The organism is Sphingomonas sp. LR55 (assembly GCF_036856015.1).
Taxonomy (GTDB): domain Bacteria; phylum Pseudomonadota; class Alphaproteobacteria; order Sphingomonadales; family Sphingomonadaceae; genus Sphingomonas.
The window spans coordinates 2,710,891-2,728,573 of the sequence record NZ_JASPFO010000001.1; the positions used below are offsets into that span (position 1 = coordinate 2,710,891).

Below are 17,683 nucleotides of genomic sequence, written 5' to 3' on the forward strand. Positions count from 1 at the left end.
GCTGGCGCCATCTTGGGGGTACACCGATCCGCCCGCCGTAGCCTGGCAATCGACTATGCGCCCTTCATAGGTAAGGGGCTCACGGAGCGCATCGAGCGCGGTCTGGACCTCGACGACGAGGGTATCCTGGTCGGCTCGTTCGAGAATGACGGCGAATTCGTCGCCGCCAAGCCTGCCGATGGCACCGCGCTTGCCAAAAAAGTCGTCAGCCGGTCGGCCAGGGTCTGCAGAAGCAGGTCGCCCGCGTCGTGCCCGATCGTGTCGTTGGTTTCCTTCAGATGATCGACGTCGAACAACACCAGAGCAACATGCGTATGATCCCTCGCGGCGGTGGCGATGGCGCTCTCCAACCGCCCCACGAACGCCGTACGATTGGGCAGGCGCGTCATCCCGTCGTGCTCCGCCGTCCATCTGATCCGGTCTTCGACGTTTCGTTCCTCGGTCACGTCGCGCACCGTCACGAGAACGCGGTGCAGCCTGCCCAATGGGGCTTCGATCCGCCACCCGGCCGTCTTCATCCACCGCTCGGCACCCGTGTCGGCGCGCCGGATCCGGACCATCGTCTCGAACCGGTGTCCGCTATGGCCGGCACGAACCGCGCCGATCAACGTCAGCAGCTTGGGTCGGTCGTCTGGCACGACGCAGGACAATGCGGTATCAATCGACGGCGTGGCATCGATCGGCAGGCCCAGCATGGCCTTGAACTCGTCGGACCACTCACGCCGGTCGTGCGATGCATTATAGTCCCAGATGCCAAGGCCAGCCGCCTGCGCCGCGAGGCGGAAGCGCTCTTCGCTGTCGCGCAGGGCCTGCTCCGCCAACTTGCGGTCATGAACGTCCTCCAGCGTCCCGTACCAGCGCACGACCCGACCTGCATTATCGAGCCGGGCCACCGCACGCGAACGGACCCATCGATATTCGGCGTTGCACGTCTTCAACCGATACTCGATGTCGATCGGTAGCTTGGTTCTGACCGACGTCCTCCAGGCCTTCGCCGTATCCGTCGCATCGTCGGGGTGAAGCCTTTTGAGCCACTGATCCCCCAAAGCGGCCGATGGTTCTGCGCCCGTCATCTCGGCCCACCGGGGGCTGACGCGTTCGATGCTCCCGTCCGGTGCCGCGGTCCAGTTGATCTGGGGACTAAGCGCCACGGCGTAACGCGCGTCTTCGTCATCCTCATCGAGGCTACCGGTCGACGGCTGACCGGCAACGCCCATCGCCGCTTCCTCCGCGGCAAGGACCGCTTCGGCGAAAGGATCTCCAGGTGCATCCCGGTCGTCATGGGACCGAAATTCTTGATGTCCGAGCTGATCCAACCCTCGCCCCTCCGATGCCGCGCATCGTCGCACGTGCCCCACTGATCGACGGTCACGCCTAACGAATGGTAACTGAACCAAAACGGGCGATAATTGCTCTAGTTGGGGTCATCAGGCGCGATCGTCAGTTATCTCCGACCATGGCCTTCACAAGCTCCGTCATCTTGCCGTCCCGTTCGGCGAAACGGAACGGCTTCACTTCATCAGCGATAATCTCGTCCGCGAATGGATGGGCGATGAGTTTTCAGGGTCAAACTTCGAACTGAACCATTTGTCCTTTTGGGACATGACCTTGTATTCTTTCACGACACGCCCGTTAAAGCGATTTGATTCGCCCTGTCTTCGAACATCCGCAATTGATCGCACTATGTCGAGCGACGAATTTGTGTGGCGTCGTGGCCGTGGGGAGACGCATATGTGGGTCGCCTTAGGATCGTAGCGGACCCGGTGAATGCGAAGCACAGGTGGCGACGATCACCGGACAACCGCCGAAAGCGAGCAAGTCTGGCAAGATGCTCTGCTTGAAACCTGCAGCGCGGCCATTTCTCCTTCGGGAGAAGGCGACGACGCAAGTTTTACGTCAGCCATCCAACCAATCGGCTGTAATCTCGCCCTTATGCCCCTCCGGCGCCAGCACAGCGCGGAGGGCTTCCAGAAGAGGTGGCAGCGCCTGCATGAAGGCGTAGGGCGGGTTGACGATAAAAAGGCCCGCGCCATTATAGATGCCGGGCTGATCGTCATCGTACAACCAATGCTCCACCCCCAGCAACTTCGGGATGCCGAGCCGGCGCAACTGCGCCTTCCACTGCCAATGCGTGGCGCGGTCCTTCAGCGGATACCAGATCACCGTCACGCCATGCGCCCATTTGCGGTGAGCGGCGGCAAGCGTGGCCGTGATACGTTCGCGCTCATCGAGCTGCTCGTACGGCGGGTCGACGACCACCACGCCGCGCGCAGTTCGGGGCGGCACCATCGCCAGCCAAAGCTCATAGGCGTCGCGCTCATGCACGGCAGCGGATGTGTCGCGCATCACGCCGCGCAGGGTATAGGCATCTGCGGGATGTTTTTCGTTCAGGATCAGGAAATCCTGCGGGCGCAGAAGCTGCGCAAGAACCCGCGGCGAGCCGGGGTACAAGTGCGGCTCGGGCCCGACGTTCACCGCCTGTACGACGGCACGGTAGTCGTCCAGCAACGGGTTCGGGTCGGCAAAGGCCCGCAGTACGCCCTGCGTGGACTCGCCGGTGCGTTGGGCGTCCTCGCCCTCAAGGTCGTACAACCCGCAGCCGGCATGCGTGTCGATCAGCGTCAGTGCGCCCGGTTTTTGCTGCAAGGCCCGCACGAGGGCGATCAATAGGCTGTGTTTTACGACATCGGCGCTGTTGCCGGCATGGAAGGAATGGCGATAATTCATTGCGACCCAAAATCCTGACGATCTACCTTTATCGTGCTGCTGGGCGCGGTTGCCAAGCGCAAGGCGACCGAAGCCGGCGATCGGGTGTCAGGAGTAACCCGTTTGCGGACGTTCGTAGGCCCTTTTGCGTTTCCCTACTTCGGACGCTCATTCCGATCCGTGCAAAAGCTGGCGTGCGTGAGTGACCGGACGCTATTTCAGCAGGCGAGCCGGATTGCCTGCCACGGTCACGCCAGCGGGAACATCGCGCGTCACGACACTGCCTGCGCCGACGATCGCGTTGTCGCCGACGGTGATGCCCGGCAGAATCAGCGCCGCACCGCCTATCCAGACGTTTCGACCGATGGTGACCGACCGCCCGAACTCGAGCCTTTGGCCCCGCTGAACCGGATCGCGCGGATGATCGGCAGTGAGAATCTGCACCCCCGGACCGATCTGCGTGCCCGCACCGATCTGTACCGGCACCACATCGAGCACCGTGCATCCGAAATTGAGAAACACGCCCTCACCGAGATGAATGTTGTAGCCATAGTCGCAGTGGAACGGCGCTCGGATCGTCGCACTGCGCCCCGCGTGACCAAGCCCTTCAACCAACAGCGCATGGCGCGCTTCCGCGGTCGCCGTCGATGCGCGGTTGTAGCGTTCGAGCCACTCGGCGGCGCGCGCCGCGTCGGCGACGAGCTCCGGGTCATCGGCGACGTAGAGCTGGCCCGCCAGCATCCGTTCCTTCTGCGTCATTGCTATCAACTCAGGTCGTGGAGGTCCTTGCCCAACGGCGCGGTGATGCTCAGGTCGGAGAAATGCACGTCCAGTCCGGCACGTTCGGGCGTGCAGGCCATCGGTCCGACCTGATATGCGGAGGCGATCGGAAAGGGCGCGAGCCTGACCAGCGGCCAGGTCTTGCCATCCGCCGAGACCTGCAACCGCAGGACGCCCTTGGCGACGGTCGCGCGCATCCAGAAATCCTGCGCATCATGCTCGTAAGGGCCCGTCGCCCAATCGGACTTTCCGTCGGTCAGCACGCTGCTCAGCATGGCGCGCCCGTCGGACAATTCGATCCCCGCCTTGACCCAGTGTCGTTCGTCGACCCGCACCATGATGCCGGCCTGATCGTAGAGTTTCTGATACTGGCCGCGAATGCGCAATTGCGCGGTAAACGCGGCAGGCGCGGTGAAGCCGAGAAAATGACCACTGTCACGGGTGAAGCCGTAATGCGTCTCGCGCCAGAAATCGCTGCCCTTGTCGGTGACGAGAGTCAGGTCACCGCTGGGTGCGACCTTCCACGACTTCGGCGCATTCAGCCAACGACCGTCACGGCGTCCAAGCGCCGAAATTCCCGAGCCCTGCGCGGTCGCGACGCCGGCATTGCCCGCGATCGCCAGCGCCGCAGCACCGCCGATCACCGTCCGCCTGCTCACCCGATCCTCCGTCATGCCCGCTACCTTTCCATCATCCGCGATGTTATGTACATATGTACACATACCGAGATCGAGGTAAAGAGGCGATGACCCAACAGTCCCGGCGCAACGATCCGGCACGGCGGCAGCGCATTATCGATGCGACTCTGGTGGTCGTTGCTGATCACGGAACCGCGGCAACGACCCATCGCCGCATCGCCGAGGCTGCGCAGGTGCCGCTCGGGTCGGTCACCTATTATTTCGCGACGCTGGAGGACCTGCTGACGGCAGCCTTCCTGCAACTGGCCGCGGAATCCTCGGCTGCCTTCCGCGCCCGCCTGGACGCTGCGACCGACAGGGCAGCGGCGTGTTCGGCAGTCGTCGACATCATCGCGAACCAGATTTGGGCGGAACCGCGCACGCTGTTGTCAAGCTACGAACTCTACGCCTTTGCGGCCCGGCACCCACCGGTCGGCGCGGTCATGCAAAATTGGATGGACAGCAGCCGAGAGGCCTTGGGTCGCTTCTTCGACCCACTCACAGCGCGCGCTTGACGCGCTGATCGAGGGTATCGGCATCCACAATTCGATCGATCGCGCGCCCCTCGACCGCGATGCGGTCAAGATCATCGTCGAGCGGATTGCCGGGTATTAGCCGGTCCGATCCATCCGGATGAACCAAACCGCCATGATGCCACCTGACAAAGCCATAACAGTCCTGCTCGACACACAATCGGCCATTCGCAGCCCTATTTCAGCCTCCCAACTCCCGCCATTCGCGTATTTCGTTGGACGATGGCTTTCGGACGTCAGGATTGACTGCCTGTTCGCTTAATAGGGCGCGCAGGGTTGCTGCGCGCCCTTCAGGTTCACCAAATATGCACCCGGTCGGCGGGGGCAAGATACAGCGCATCGCCGGGCTTCACGCCGAACGCCGTATACCAGGCGTCGACGTTCCGGACGATGCCGTTGACCCGGTAGAACGGCGGCGAGTGTGGATCGGTGAGCAGGCGCGCGCGGGCCGCACCCTCGCGCAACTTCGCCTGCCACGCCTGTGCATAAGCGAGGAAAAACCGCTGGTCACCGGTTAGCCCGCCGATCACCGGTGCCTTGCCGTGCACCGCCTGGTATTTCTGATAGGCGGAATACGCCGTCTCGACGCCGCCGAGATCGCCGATATTCTCGCCGAGCGTGAGCGCGCCCTTCACGTGCACGCCGGGGATCGGTTCGTAGGCGTCATACTGTTTCGACAGCGCAGCCGTGCGCTGCGTGAAAGCAGCACGCGCTTCGGGCGTCCACCAATTCTCGAACTTGCCCGACGCGCTGAACTGGCTCCCTTGATCGTCGAAGCCGTGGCCCATTTCGTGACCGATGATCGCGCCGATCGCGCCGTAGTTGACCGCCGCGTCCGCCTTCGGATCGAAATAGGGCGGCTGCAGGATCGCGGCGGGGAAGGTGATCTGGTTGTTGAGCGGATCGTAATAGGCGTTCACGGTCTGGGGCGTCATCCCCCACAAGGTACGATCGACCGGTTTGCCAAGCCGGGAGAGGTCTAGCTGATGCTGGAACTCGCCCGACCGCATTCCGTTGCCGAGCGGATCGCCGCGCACGACCTGGAGCGAGGCATAGTCGATATACTTGACCGGGTGGCCGATCCGCGGATCGAACGCGGCGAGCTTGGCGAGCGCCTGCGTCTTGGTCGCCTGGTCCATCCAGCCGTTCGCGCCGATCCGCTCCTTGTATGCGGCGCGCAGGTTGGCGATCAGCTCGCCCATCTTCGCCTCGCTCTCGGGTGGGTAATGGCGCTTCACATAGACCTCGCCGACGGCCTCGCCCATCGTGCCATTGACCAGCGCGATGCCGCGTTTCCAGCGGGCTCGCTGCTGCGGTTGATCCGCGAGCGTCTTGCCGTAGAAATCAAACGTCGCCTGGTCGAACGCCTTGGGCAACATGCTCGCGCTGGCGGATGCGAGACGGAATTTCATCCAGTCCTGCCACATCGCGACCGGCGTGGCCGCGAAGATCTTGCCCAGCTCGGTCAACGCGGTCGAATTGGTCATGTAGACGGTCGGAAAATTGCCGTATCCCGCGGTCGACAGCAGCAACGGCCAATCGAACTCGGGCGCCAGCGCCTTGCGGCCAGCAGCATCCATCGGCTTCAGCATCGCCTTGAGGTCACGCGACTGGACCGGCGACCACTGGACCTTGGCCATCGCGGTTTCCAGCGCGACGATCCGGTCCGCCTTGGCCGACGCGTCGGCGATACCCGACAGCGTCAGCATCTTCTCGACATAGGCGCGGTACGCGGTGCGGAAGGTGTCGTACTTAGGACCCTGTTCGAGGTAATAATCACGCCCGCCCATGCCTAGCGAGCCCTGCCCCGCGGCAACCGCGTAACGCTTGGGATCCGCCGGATCTGGAAGCTGGCCGACCTCAACCGGCGCCGCATAGCCGACCGTCGAGAACAAGGTCTGGAGCTTGTGCTTGTCGTTCGCGGCGTCGATCTTGGCGAAATACGGTTTAAGCGGCGTGGCGCCGGCGCGCTCGATCGCGGCCTCGTCCATGAAGCTGGCGTAGAGATCGCCGAACTGCTTCGCACCGGGGCCGACCGCGGCCGGATCGCGCGCGGCATCGTCGAGAATTGTACGAACCTGCTGCTCGGCCTGGTCGGCCAGGATCACGCTACCGCCGGCGGACGTGCGATCCGCGGCGATCTCGGTACGCTTGTTCCAGCTGCCGTTCGCATAGGTCCAGAAATCGTCGCCCGGCTTCACGGCCTTGTCAGCGGCGGTCAAGTCGATCCCGAACGTGCCGTAGCGGGTGCCGGTCGGCGCCGTGGACCTGGTCGCCGTCGGTGGCGCGGTCTGGGCCAGTGCCGACGCGGACAGCGCTAGCGTGGCAACGCCTAGCGACAGGCGGGAGAAATGGTTGAACGGCATCGCAACTCCTTCGGTATGGAAGATTTTATAGGATGTGGAAGTCATTTAGGCGGGGTCCCGTCGCATCAGCCGAGCAAGCGCAGCGAGATTTGGCTTCTGTCCCGCATTCAACAGGCTGGCGCGAAACACGCGCGCGAGCAGGACGAACTCTATCGCGATGAAAAGCGCGAGCGTCAGCGCGCTGCCGACGATCTCCCACACCGACACGCCGCCGCCGAGCCGCGCCAGCATCGTGAACGGCGTGTAGAGCGGGATCCAGGTCAGCACCTTGAGTGCGGTAGCGCCCGTGTTCGACAGGATCCCCTGCGCGACGATCGTGAACGGCATCGCGATGATCATAAGCACCGGCGTCAGATAGCTCTGTGCATCCCGCATCGAATCGCTCATCGCGCCGATCGCGAGCAGGATCATCGAGACCATGAGATAGCCTGCCAGGAAGAAGTAGAGCATCACCAGGATGATCCACGGCGAGGCTAGGGGAGCGAGCGCCATTCGCAGGAAGGTGCCGACCGCGCCCTGCATGGCGAATGCAGCCCCTGCCGCGCACAGCGCCCAGACCAGGACCATCGTCAACCCCACCGCGACCGTCCCCGCAAGCTTGCCGTACAGGAGTTCGTCAGGGCTGATGCAGGCCAGCACCGTCTCGATCAACTTGTTCGACCGCTCCTCGACCAGCCCCTGGAGGATCCAGTTGCCGGACAGCAGCAGCGACATCAGCAGAATGTAGGCACTGAGCAACGGCACGATCGAACGCACCAGCATCCGTTCGCGGCCGCCGCCCGGTGCCGGCGTCGAGATGGCGATCGCCGGTACCAGCGTGGTCGCAGCGCCGGCTTGGTCGGCGGAGAGCCCGGTCGATTGGAGATAGGCGGCGCGCACCCGCACCGTCAGCACCGACTGCAACGGCTGGACGAAGTTCGCAGCCGGCTGTTCACTCGACCAGAGGCGCGCGGCGGTCGTGCTCGTCCCGAACCCGCGCGGAATGTACACGGCGTAGTCGAGCGGCTTGGCCTTCTTGTCGCCGAACTCGCCGGGTTGAACCAGCGGCTTGAGCAACTGGTCAAGCGCGGCGGGATCGGCCTTGGCGATCGCCGGCGGGGTCGGGACGATCGTGAAGTCGGGCTCCGGCGGATCGAAGGCAGGCGTTTCAGGTGTCGTCGCACGCTTCATCGTCGCCAGCGCGACCCGCATGCCACCCGCCTTCACGAACGCCGTGACCTCCGCATCGTCGTAAAGCCGGTCGTGCTGCGCCCAGAGCGCCGCGGGATCTGCCCGGTCGAGATCGTAGCGTTGCGCATAGCGTGAGAGCGCGGTGAGGATGCGCCGCTGCCGATCGCTGTCGAGCCGCGCGCGGATCGCGATCGCCTCGCGGCCTTCGGGATCGATCAGCATCACGCGTTGAACCTTGTCGGAACCCATCAGCTTGGTGGCTATCGGTCCGATTGCGAGCGCGATGGGCAGGATAAGCAGTGTCAGCCAGAAGCTGCGCATGCCGGTGATCTGCCGGAACTCGCGCATCGCGACGAGCAAGATGTTGTGGATCATGACGGCTGCCCCTGCGTATCGGCTGAATGGGTACCGACGAGGTGGAGGAAAACCTCGTGCAGGCTAACCCGGTGCTGGTCGAACCGGCGCAGCGTGATGCCCTGTTCGGTCAGGCATTGCAGGACGTCAGCCGGATCGATGCCGTCGCCGAGCGTCACGTCGTACGTCCGCCAACCGTCCGGATCCGTTGCAACCTCCTCCGCGCGATCCACGCCGGGGCACCGCATCGGCGTATCGCGCGAGACGATCTCGAGCCGTGCCGGCAACCTCCCACGCGCTTCGGGCTGCGTCCCCTCGAACACCTTGCGCCCCTGCGACAGCAGCAGCAGCCGATCGCACAGCCGCTCGGCATGCTGCATGACGTGCGTCGAGAAGATCACCGTCGCGCCACCCCGCGCGGCCCCCAGTATCTCGTCCTCGAGCAACCCCTGGTTGACCGGGTCCAGCCCCGAAAACGGCTCGTCGAGCAGCAGCAGTTTCGGGCTGTTGACCAGGGTGGCGGCGAGCTGGACCTTCTGCGCCATGCCCTTCGACAATTTGTCGATCTGCATCTTGGCCGAGCGTGCCAGTCCGAACCGCTCGAGCAGGTCGTGCCCCTTGGCGCGCGCCGCGGCGGTCGTCATGCCCTTCAAACGGCCGAAATAGGTGACGGTGTCGATCGCCGACATTCCGCGGTAAAGCCCGCGCTCCTCGGGCATGAAGCCGAGATCGGCCGCATTCTCGCGCCCCGGCGGACAACCCAGCACCGCGATCCGCCCCGATGTCGGCCGCAGGATGTCGAGCACCATCCGCAGCGACGTGGTCTTGCCCGCACCGTTGCCGCCCAGAAATCCGAAGATCTCGCCCGGCTTCACTGTGAAGCTCAGTGCGTCGACGGCCGTTCGCTCCCCGAACCGCTTCGTTACGTCGTCGAGAACCAGTGCGTCCATTCGCTATTTCCCCGTTTCTATCGTCGCGAACGTTTCGTCCGACGGTTCGTCGGTCACCCTCAGCAGGTCGCCGGGCTGACATTCGAGCACGCGGCAGATCGCTTCCAGCGTCGTGAAGCGGATTGCCTTGGCCTTGCCCGTCTTCAGGATCGACAAGTTGGCGAGCGTGATATCGACCGCCTCCGACAATTCGGTCAGCGTCATGCGGCGCTTGTAAAGCATCTCGTCCAGGCTGACCGCGACCGGCATCAGACCGTCGTCGCCAGGTCGTCGCGCATCCGTGCGCCGATCCGGAAAACACGCGCGAGCACGAAGATCATGACGACCGCGATCCACCCGCCGAGCGATGGGCTCCAGCCAATCGCGTCGAGCTTGAGCGCGGAGATCCAGCGCATCAGCGCGCCCAGCACAAGATCGAGGCATTGGAGGACCAGCAGCGCCCAGCCAATTCGGCCGAGCAACGTGGCGTTCGCATCGACGAACGGATCGCCTGCCTGCACGGTCGCGACGATCCGGAGCAAGCTGGCGAAGATCGGATGGATCGCGAGCGCGGAAGCGATCCCGAGCACCACCATCAGCCGCATCGCCATCACCGCGTCCGCGACATCGAGCGACGGCCCGTATTTCGCCCCGAGCCGGAGCGCGAGGGCGTGTCCGAGCGGCCAGGACAGCGCGAGTGCTACCGTGAACATCACCAGCAGGACGATGTTCATGACCAACATCAGCCTCAGCAGGATCGTTGCGCCCGTCAGAACGCGATCCTTCTGCAGTATTGATCGACGCCCCTCACCCACCGCATTGCCCTCGCACTCTATCGGTAAACGATATTTGGCGTATCGATAATCGGCAAGCGACTTTTGATCCATTTCCGTTGTTGTTGGGTGGATCTGGCATAGCGGGCCGGCGGTGTTTGCGGTTATGCTGGGCCACATGTTCCCAAGCAATCGGCGAACATCCGGGTGGCAAGTGTGCCGGTAGCAGGTCGAGCTGGTCCCGCTAGCGGCCGTCCGGGGTTCCGCTTTCCCGATAAAATTTTTCGGATTGTCCGTTTCAGAAGTTGCCACTCAGGGATGCAGAACCCGCAAAGACTGCACTTCACGGTAGCTGGAATGGCCCACTACAGGGGACATGGTTGCGCGACCGACGCCTCCGCCTGCTGACCCAGTTGCGGACGTTGGCGCACCCTCTCGCGCATCCCACTTCAGATGCGCGTTCAAGCCGACCCGGCCGGGTCCTCATCGAGCGTCGCGACCCCCATCAGCGGATGCATGACGAAGGTCCAGCCGTCGCCGCCGACAATCATGAGACGCAGCAACTGGCGATCTGCGGTGCCGAGCAGCGCCGCCGCTCCTGACGAAGCGGGCAAGGTGACCGTCCTGCCATCCTGACAAATGCCGGTTGCCCAACCACGCCGTCCAGTACGGATCTCGTTGGCCAAGCGCTCAAGCGCCGTCTCGAGCGCACTGCGCGCACGAGGACCAGTGGCCCACGCGTAACCAACGGGTTCCATCGCCGGTGGTGCAACGACGCTTTGACTGGGCGTCTCACGCGGCAGTTTAGCATCACGACTGGTTTTTTGCTTTGGTTGATCGAGACGACGAACACCATCCATGCGCATCATGCGCGCAAACTCATCCATTGCTCTCTCCTCGGTAGCCGCTTGCGGGGGTATAGTGACTGAGACAATCGCAGACGATGCGCCATCACCTGCCCCGCTTCCCGACTTCGGACACTCATTCATCTCCGCGCTGATCGCTATGCAGGTACGATTTTCCGGCATGAACGCCGTGATGGAGAGGAAAGCGGACTGTAACTCTCGGAAAGGCGGTGGCGATCGCCGGCATTGGGCAACTGCGGCCTTTGGAATCGACCATAGCAAGGCACGGCCTCCCGGCTGGAACCGTTGATTTGGAACGGTCGGTCCGACCAACGGGTATTATGGGGTCTACTATCGTCTGATGTTATCGGTGCATCACTGGCCTGTAGGGCAGTTGTCGAGCTACGCCGACCGGCGACAGCTCGAACCGGATGCGTCGAATGCAGCCACGACGACCAGTTGCACTTTCGCTGACCCGCGCGCTTGAGAGAACAGAACGCGCCGCCTCACCAAACGCCTCGTCCGGCTCGGATGCCAGGATGCGGACGTTGCCGATCGCTCCCCAGGGGGCGGTATCGTAGCCGACTACCGCCACGCCCTTGATACGCCGACGCGCGAACGCTGACGGATAAGCGCTGCCGTCGAGAAGTGCAGAGATCGAGGTCGGATCGACCACGCACCCTGGCTGCTCCCCGTTGTCACGAGGCGCATTGGCAGGAAGTTCCGGGGCAGTACGCTCCGACGGTTCAGCGCCGTTGAAATGATACGTACAGCCGGTGAAGCCAATTCCTGGTTCGTAGCGGTTGTTCGACAGCGCACTCGCGCCAGCGCGGTCCAGCGCTTGGTTGCCAGAGCTACCGAGCACGCGAACGGTGTTCGGCTTCCCGGCTCGATCAACATCGTAGGCGAGAAACACCCACGATGCGGCACCCGGAGGCCGCGCAATCTTCTCGAACGCCGGTAGGTTGAGGCGACGATACTGGCCAGGCCCGCGCATACAATCCGAGCCAACCGGACGTAGCCGATCGTACACGGTCCCAACGGTACCTTCCGTCTCCGGTCGGCTCGCGAGTTCATACAGCACCTGCAGCGGTGCGGCGTCGATAGGCACCGTCGAGCCAGTGTAGGTGATCGAACATTTGGATCGCGGGTCCCCCGCCGGGAAACGAGAGACCGCCAGCGACGGAGCGATATCGCTCGTGTTGACATAATAGCCCGGGGTAGATGCCGTGGCGGTACGCCGGATCGTGCGCGTACGGCCGTCCGCGTCGATTACGAAGTCGTAGCGAAGCACCAATGCGGGTGCGCTTTGAATCGCTGGCCCGTAGCGGTTGACGACGACCGGCAGTGACATGACCACGCCGGTCCCGGGCATGGGGGTCTCAGCGCACATTATCTGGCCCGGCACAAACGTGACGATCTCAATCCTCTGCCCCGTCACGGGTGCGGCACTTACGACAACGGCCATTTTCTTCCTCTCCGTCGAGCAGAAGCGTCAGCTATTATTTCATATCGTTTCGACCACCAAGGCTTCTCCAATGCCGCACCGTAAAATACGCCGGCAAGCCTGCCCGCCGATTGTGTCGCTATCGTAATGGTTTGATAGCGTGAATTCGGATCAAAAATAGATATCAAATTCGGTGGAGTTCGTATTGACGCGCGCCCTGCCGCCGATAAGCCCAGCACTAATAAAGATTATAACAGGGGTGGTCATGAGTAAGCTTTCGCACGTCGGGCGCCGCATTCCACGTCGTCTACTGGCTGGCACCGCGTTAGCGGGTGTGGCTGCAGGCGCGCTTATTGCCACGCCGGCATTTGCGCAAAACGAATGCGGTACAACGACCAACGGCACCGTGACCTGCAACGCAAGCGGCAATCCCTATCCCAACGGGATCACGTACACGACGCCGGCTGTCGATCCGACGCAGGATCCTGGTCTCGATCCGACCGTCGCGGTCCAGGATCTGACCGTCAATCTGGGCGACGGCGTCGCGATTGCCAGCGGGATACGACCCGGCGTCGCGATCATCGGCTTTAACGACGGCGCGGCAACGCTCAACGCGTTCGGCAATACCACGATCGCGGTAAGCGGCACGGGCGCCATCGGTGTTCTGGGCAACACGAACTACGGCGACCTGACGATCAACACCGACAGCATCACCGCAGCTGGTCGGGCGTCGAGCGGGATCAACGCGGTCAGCAATAGCGGCGACGTCACGATCAACGCGACCTCGATCGCAACGACCGGCAACAGCTCGGTCGGCATCAGCGCGAGTTCCTATACGGGCAACATCGGGATCACCGCCGGCTCCGTGACGGCGGCAGGATATTATGTCGGTGGGATCAACGCCTATGCCGGCAACGGCGACGTGACCATTGACGCCGGTACCGTGGCCACGACCGGGGGCAGTTTCTACACCTATGGATCTGACGCGATCAACGTGACCGCGGGGGCGGGTAGCGTGACGATCAACGCGGGTACCGTGTCGACGCAGGCGGATTACTCCGACGGTATCCAGGCGGTCTCGTTCGGCCCGGACGCCGCGGTCGACATCACCGCGGGCAGCATCACGACGAACGGCATCGGGGCAAATGGTGCGATCGTTCAGGGCAGCACGGCCAACCTGACCGTTGGTGACATTACGACGAATGGCGACGGCGCAACCGGCGCAGTCATGTTCGGCACGGGCCCAGGCGGTGCGACTTTCGTGTCGACCGGCACGGTGTCGACCGCCGGCGCAGCGTCGGATGCGGTGTTCGTCAAAGCCTATGGCGGGGATGCTGCCGTTACCGTGAATAACGTTGCGACGTTGGGCGATCAATCGCGTGGCATCTACGCCTATGGCGACAATGTCACCGTGACCGCCACCGGCAACGTGTCGACCGCGGGCGATGCGTCGCGCGCGATCAGCGTCTTCACGCCCGGTAATGCGACGATCACCAATAACGGCACGATCACCACCGCCGGTGTGGGAAGCTCCGGGATCGCGGCAACGGCCATATACGGAGACGTCGTGGTCAACGGCGCAGGAACGGTCGCGACCAGTGGCGACAGCGCACGAGGCATCACCGGACTCGCCCTTTACGGCAATGTCGATATCGCCGCGGGCAACGTCACGACCACCGGCGACAGCGCCACGGCGATCTCCGCCAACAGCATCTACGGCAATGCTTCGGTCACCAGCACGGGGCTTGTCTCGACGAGCGGAACCTATTCGACCGGGATCTACGCCGGCTCGAGCCAGGCGCTGGGCGATGCGACCGTCGCGGCCAACGACGTCACGACGACGGGCGATGGTTCGACCGCCATCGTCGCTTATGGCTACAACGCATCCGTGACGGTCAATGGCGACGTATCGACCGCTGGCACCAATGCGCTCGGCATCGTAGCGATCGGCCAGAACGGCACTGCAGCGGTTGCCAATAACGGCACGATAGCCACGACCGGCGCCGATAGCGCCGGAATCTACGCAACGGCCTATGGCGATGTCGCCATCTCCGGCACGGGATCGGTATCGAGTACCGCGACCGGCATCGACGCCTATAGCCTGACCGGCAACATCGCCGTTACGCAGGGCAGCATCACGACATCGCAGGATGCCGCCGACGGCATCCACGCCGAGACCGCCAATCTGTTCGGCACGGGCGGCAATATTGCGATCAACGCCGGCTCGATCACGACGACCGGCGCCAGCGCCGACGGTATCGATACCGTTGCGTTGAACGGGGGCAACATTGCCGTCACGCATGGTGCGATCAAGACGAGCGGGGACGGAGCGTTCGGTGTCTCCGCGATCGCGCTCGACAATATCAACATCACGGGCACCTCGATCGCCACGTCCGGCTACGAAGCGCCAGGCGTCTATGCCGTCAGCATCTACGGTGACGTCGCGGTCAACGCGGGCACGGTCAGCACGCTCGGCAGCTATTCGCCCGGCATTGTCGGCGCATCCTATTTCGGCAACGTGTCGATTACCGCCGGTAACGTTGCGACCGCCGGCTATGCCTCCAACGGCGTGCTCGGGGCAGCATTGAACGCCGGTAACGTCGACATCGCCGTCGGCAACGTAACAACGGCGGGAGACGCCTCGATCGGCGTCGCGGCGCAGGCGTACGGCGATGCGGCCGTCGCCGTCACGGGCACCGTCCGGACCAGCGGCTATGGGGCGACCGGTATCGACGTGTATGCCGGTGGCAACGCGACCATCCGAAACACCGGCGCGATCGTCACCAACGGCGTCGAAGCCAACGGCATCGATGTGCAGAGCGTATTTGGCGACGTTGCGGTCAGCGGTGCCGGATCGGTCACCACCAACGGTGCATTCTCGACCGGTATCCGGGCGCGCAGCTATTACGGCGCGATCGCCATCGCGACCGGCGCGGTGACGACCACCGGGGAAGGCAGCAGCGGTATCGACGCCTACGCCACGGGCGGTGTCACGGTGAATGCGGGTACGGTACGTAGCACGGGTATCGGCATCTCCGCCGGCGCATCCTATAGCGTCGCCGTGACGGCCGGATCTGTCGCCACGACCGGCGAGGGCGCACACGGGATCAGCGCGGCAAGCTTTGGCGGCGACGTGACCGTGCGTGCCGGTGACGTCAGGGTTGCCGGCCCCGGCGCTATCGCGATCCGCGCCTTCGGTTTCGGGGGCGGTGCCGATGTCGGGGTGACCGGAACGGTGACATCCGCCACGGATACGGCAATCTCGATCATCGCCGGCGGAGCTGGCGGCGGTGGCAACATCGCGCTCGGTTCGCCTGCGCTCGACGGTCTCGCCAGGCTGAACGTGGGCAGCGCCGGTGTCGTCCGCGGCGCGACGAACGCCGTGACGGTGTCCTCGACCAACGGCACGTCGATCACCAACGGCGGCGCCATCATCGGCGGTACCGGGTACGCGATCGAGGCATCGGGGGCGCGACGACGATCGCCAACACCGGCAGCCTCACGGGACGCCTGTTGCTCACCGGTAATGCCGATCGCCTGACCAATAGCGGCACCTTCACGTTGGTTGGCAACAGCGATTTCGGTGCCGGGACGGACGGCCTGACCAACACCGGAACCGTGACGCTCGGCGCATCGGGCGCGGTGCGCACGGCCGCGATCAACAATCTTGAGACGTTCGCCAACAGCGGCCTGATCGAGCTACGCAACGGCGTAGCCGGCGACACGCTGACGTTGCCCGGCACCGCCTATACCGGCAGCGGTACGGCGACCCTGGGTCTCGACGTGACGTTCAACGCGACTGGAGCGACGGTCGATCGGCTCAATGTCGGGACTGCGTCGGGTTCGACCGCGATCGTCCTGCAAACGTCGAACACACCGGCTATCCTCCTGCCCGGCACTACCGTCGTGCAAGCATCGGCGACGTCATCGGGGACGGCCTTCATGCTCAGCGAAGGATCGCGCAATCGCGGCCTGATCTCGTTCGGTCTCGCCTATAATCCAACCTCGTTCGCCTATCAGCTTGTCGGCGCGCCCAGCGCCACGGTCTATCGCCAGGCCAAGCTGGGCGAAGGGCTGGCATCGGTCTGGAACCGGTCGGGTGATGCGATCACGGCCCATCTCGCGGCGGGTCGCGACGGGCGCTGGGGCAGCCCCGCCAACGATACGAGCGGCCGGGTCTGGCTGCAGATGTTCGGAGAGGGCAACACCCGCGATGACACCCGCACGGTGACCTATAGCGGCCTGACCCAGAACAACGTCGATCTCGGCTATCGTCAGGATGCGTTCGGCGGGCAGGTCGGTATCGATCTCGTCGGCGACGCGACCCAGAAGAGCGGCTTCACCTTGGGTGTTGCCGGCGGGTATCTGAGTTCGACGATGAACTTCCGCGGATATGGTGACCGGTTCGATATCGATGCGGTCAACGGCACGGTATATGGCGGGTTCCAGGCGGGTGGGTTCTTCGCGAACGGCATCGCCAAATATGATTATGCCTGGGTCAACAGTCGGGGCACCGGCGCGGGCTTCACCCTCGACACCAAGGCGAAGACCTATGGCGGAAAGCTCGAGGCGGGCTTCCGGGTCGGATCGGATGCGTTCTTCTTCGAGCCCGCGGTCAGTGCCGCGTATACGAAGACCGATATCGACGGCTACGGCGTCCTCGGCGGGCAGTTCGATTTCGAGGACTATAAGGGCCTGCGTGGCAAGGCCGGGGCGCGGATTGGTGGTTCGAGCAAGATCGGCGAAACCTCGACATTGGTCTTCTACGCCGGCGGTGCAGCGGTACACGAGTTCGAGGGCAAGGACGGATTGCGCTTCACCAGTGGCGGTCAGACGGTTGGCATCGTCAACGATCGTCTCGGCACCTATGCGCAGGGTATTTTGGGTCTGAATATCGTCACCACCGGCGGCGTAACCGGCTTCATCGAAGGGCATGGCGAGTATAACAAGGACTATAACGGTGGTGGTGGCCGCGCCGGAATCCGGATCAAGTTCTAGTATCCGGAATTGCCACGGGTTAGGTTCTGACCATCGGCCCGCGACGCGTCAGTCGCGGGCCGTCTTGTTTTCGTCCATGATGTTAGAGTGGAATAGCGGATGAGC

The 17,683-nt window shown here is 63.7% G+C and carries 13 protein-coding genes and 1 pseudogene; 3 read left to right on the forward strand and 11 right to left on the reverse strand.

Going from position 1 to position 17,683, the window contains the following annotated elements:
- The 4 genes and pseudogenes from QP181_RS12905 to QP181_RS12920 form a co-directional block, all read right to left on the reverse strand.
- Window positions 1-1,217, reverse strand: a pseudogene (locus QP181_RS12905) (diguanylate cyclase domain-containing protein); the annotation flags it as partial.
- Window positions 1,218-1,896: 679 nt separating this feature from the next.
- Window positions 1,897-2,727, reverse strand: coding sequence for a 23S rRNA (adenine(2030)-N(6))-methyltransferase RlmJ (locus QP181_RS12910; RefSeq protein ID WP_333928760.1), 831 nt, complete (start codon window positions 2,725-2,727; stop codon window positions 1,897-1,899).
- Between the two features lie 192 nt (window positions 2,728-2,919).
- Window positions 2,920-3,465, reverse strand: coding sequence for a sugar O-acetyltransferase (locus QP181_RS12915; RefSeq protein WP_333928761.1), 546 nt, complete (start codon window positions 3,463-3,465; stop codon window positions 2,920-2,922).
- A gap of 5 nt (window positions 3,466-3,470) precedes the next feature.
- Window positions 3,471-4,160, reverse strand: coding sequence for a DUF1349 domain-containing protein (locus QP181_RS12920; RefSeq protein ID WP_333928762.1), 690 nt, complete (start codon window positions 4,158-4,160; stop codon window positions 3,471-3,473).
- A gap of 71 nt (window positions 4,161-4,231) precedes the next feature.
- Here QP181_RS12920 and QP181_RS12925 point away from each other — a divergent pair, with 71 nt between their 5' ends.
- Complete coding sequence (locus QP181_RS12925) at window positions 4,232-4,678, forward strand: TetR/AcrR family transcriptional regulator (protein WP_333928763.1); 447 nt, start codon at window positions 4,232-4,234, stop codon at window positions 4,676-4,678.
- 314 nt (window positions 4,679-4,992) lie between these two features.
- On the opposite strand, the gene QP181_RS12930 is transcribed toward QP181_RS12925, so the two are convergent.
- From QP181_RS12930 to QP181_RS12960, 7 genes are all read right to left on the reverse strand, one after another.
- Window positions 4,993-7,062: a M13 family metallopeptidase gene (locus QP181_RS12930; RefSeq protein ID WP_333928764.1), complete on the reverse strand. Its 2,070-nt coding sequence runs from the start codon at window positions 7,060-7,062 to the stop codon at window positions 4,993-4,995.
- Window positions 7,063-7,107: 45 nt separating this feature from the next.
- Entirely contained in the window at window positions 7,108-8,607 is a 1,500-nt protein-coding gene (locus QP181_RS12935) for an ABC transporter permease (protein ID WP_333928766.1), read from the reverse strand.
- Window positions 8,604-9,536 (reverse strand): ABC transporter ATP-binding protein, encoded by a 933-nt coding sequence (locus QP181_RS12940; RefSeq protein ID WP_333928767.1) that lies wholly within the window; start codon window positions 9,534-9,536, stop codon window positions 8,604-8,606. The genes QP181_RS12935 and QP181_RS12940 overlap by 4 nt, the downstream gene beginning before the upstream one ends.
- Window positions 9,537-9,539: 3 nt before the next feature.
- A complete protein-coding gene (locus QP181_RS12945; protein ID WP_132895664.1) occupies window positions 9,540-9,785 on the reverse strand; it encodes a helix-turn-helix domain-containing protein in 246 nt (81 codons plus the stop codon).
- Window positions 9,785-10,258: a DUF2975 domain-containing protein gene (locus tag QP181_RS12950; protein ID WP_333928768.1), complete on the reverse strand. Its 474-nt coding sequence runs from the start codon at window positions 10,256-10,258 to the stop codon at window positions 9,785-9,787. Before QP181_RS12950 ends, QP181_RS12945 begins: the two co-directional genes overlap by 1 nt.
- A 491-nt stretch (window positions 10,259-10,749) precedes the next feature.
- Window positions 10,750-11,175, reverse strand: a complete 426-nt coding sequence (locus tag QP181_RS12955; RefSeq protein ID WP_333928769.1) for a hypothetical protein — start codon at window positions 11,173-11,175, stop codon at window positions 10,750-10,752.
- A 322-nt stretch (window positions 11,176-11,497) separates the two neighbouring features.
- On the reverse strand, window positions 11,498-12,601 hold the full coding sequence (locus tag QP181_RS12960) for an energy transducer TonB (protein ID WP_333928770.1): 1,104 nt from the start codon (window positions 12,599-12,601) through the stop codon (window positions 11,498-11,500).
- Window positions 12,602-12,845: 244 nt separating this feature from the next.
- On the opposite strand from QP181_RS12960, the gene QP181_RS12965 reads away from it, so the two are divergent.
- Entirely contained in the window at window positions 12,846-16,121 is a 3,276-nt protein-coding gene (locus QP181_RS12965; protein WP_333928771.1) for a beta strand repeat-containing protein, read from the forward strand.
- The gene (locus tag QP181_RS12970; RefSeq protein ID WP_333928772.1) at window positions 16,094-17,578 is read left to right on the forward strand and encodes an autotransporter outer membrane beta-barrel domain-containing protein; all 1,485 of its coding nucleotides are present in this window, start codon (window positions 16,094-16,096) and stop codon (window positions 17,576-17,578) included. Before QP181_RS12965 ends, QP181_RS12970 begins: the two co-directional genes overlap by 28 nt.
- Window positions 17,579-17,683 lie beyond the last annotated feature (105 nt).

What these genes read in the sequence shown, in the direction of transcription:
- QP181_RS12940 (WP_333928767.1), bottom strand. Translation starts at nt 9,536, where the DNA reads ATGGACGCACTGGTTCTCGACGACGTAACGAAGCGGTTCGGGGAGCGA.
- QP181_RS12935 (WP_333928766.1), bottom strand. Translation starts at nt 8,607, where the DNA reads ATGATCCACAACATCTTGCTCGTCGCGATGCGCGAGTTCCGGCAGATC.
- QP181_RS12955 (WP_333928769.1), bottom strand. Translation starts at nt 11,175, where the DNA reads ATGGATGAGTTTGCGCGCATGATGCGCATGGATGGTGTTCGTCGTCTC.
- QP181_RS12920 (WP_333928762.1), bottom strand. Translation starts at nt 4,160, where the DNA reads ATGACGGAGGATCGGGTGAGCAGGCGGACGGTGATCGGCGGTGCTGCG.
- QP181_RS12945 (WP_132895664.1), bottom strand. Translation starts at nt 9,785, where the DNA reads ATGCCGGTCGCGGTCAGCCTGGACGAGATGCTTTACAAGCGCCGCATG.
- QP181_RS12960 (WP_333928770.1), bottom strand. Translation starts at nt 12,601, where the DNA reads ATGGCCGTTGTCGTAAGTGCCGCACCCGTGACGGGGCAGAGGATTGAG.
- QP181_RS12915 (WP_333928761.1), bottom strand. Translation starts at nt 3,465, where the DNA reads ATGACGCAGAAGGAACGGATGCTGGCGGGCCAGCTCTACGTCGCCGAT.
- QP181_RS12930 (WP_333928764.1), bottom strand. Translation starts at nt 7,062, where the DNA reads ATGCCGTTCAACCATTTCTCCCGCCTGTCGCTAGGCGTTGCCACGCTA.
- QP181_RS12965 (WP_333928771.1), top strand. Translation starts at nt 12,846, where the DNA reads ATGAGTAAGCTTTCGCACGTCGGGCGCCGCATTCCACGTCGTCTACTG.
- QP181_RS12950 (WP_333928768.1), bottom strand. Translation starts at nt 10,258, where the DNA reads ATGTTGGTCATGAACATCGTCCTGCTGGTGATGTTCACGGTAGCACTC.
- QP181_RS12910 (WP_333928760.1), bottom strand. Translation starts at nt 2,727, where the DNA reads ATGAATTATCGCCATTCCTTCCATGCCGGCAACAGCGCCGATGTCGTA.
- QP181_RS12925 (WP_333928763.1), top strand. Translation starts at nt 4,232, where the DNA reads ATGACCCAACAGTCCCGGCGCAACGATCCGGCACGGCGGCAGCGCATT.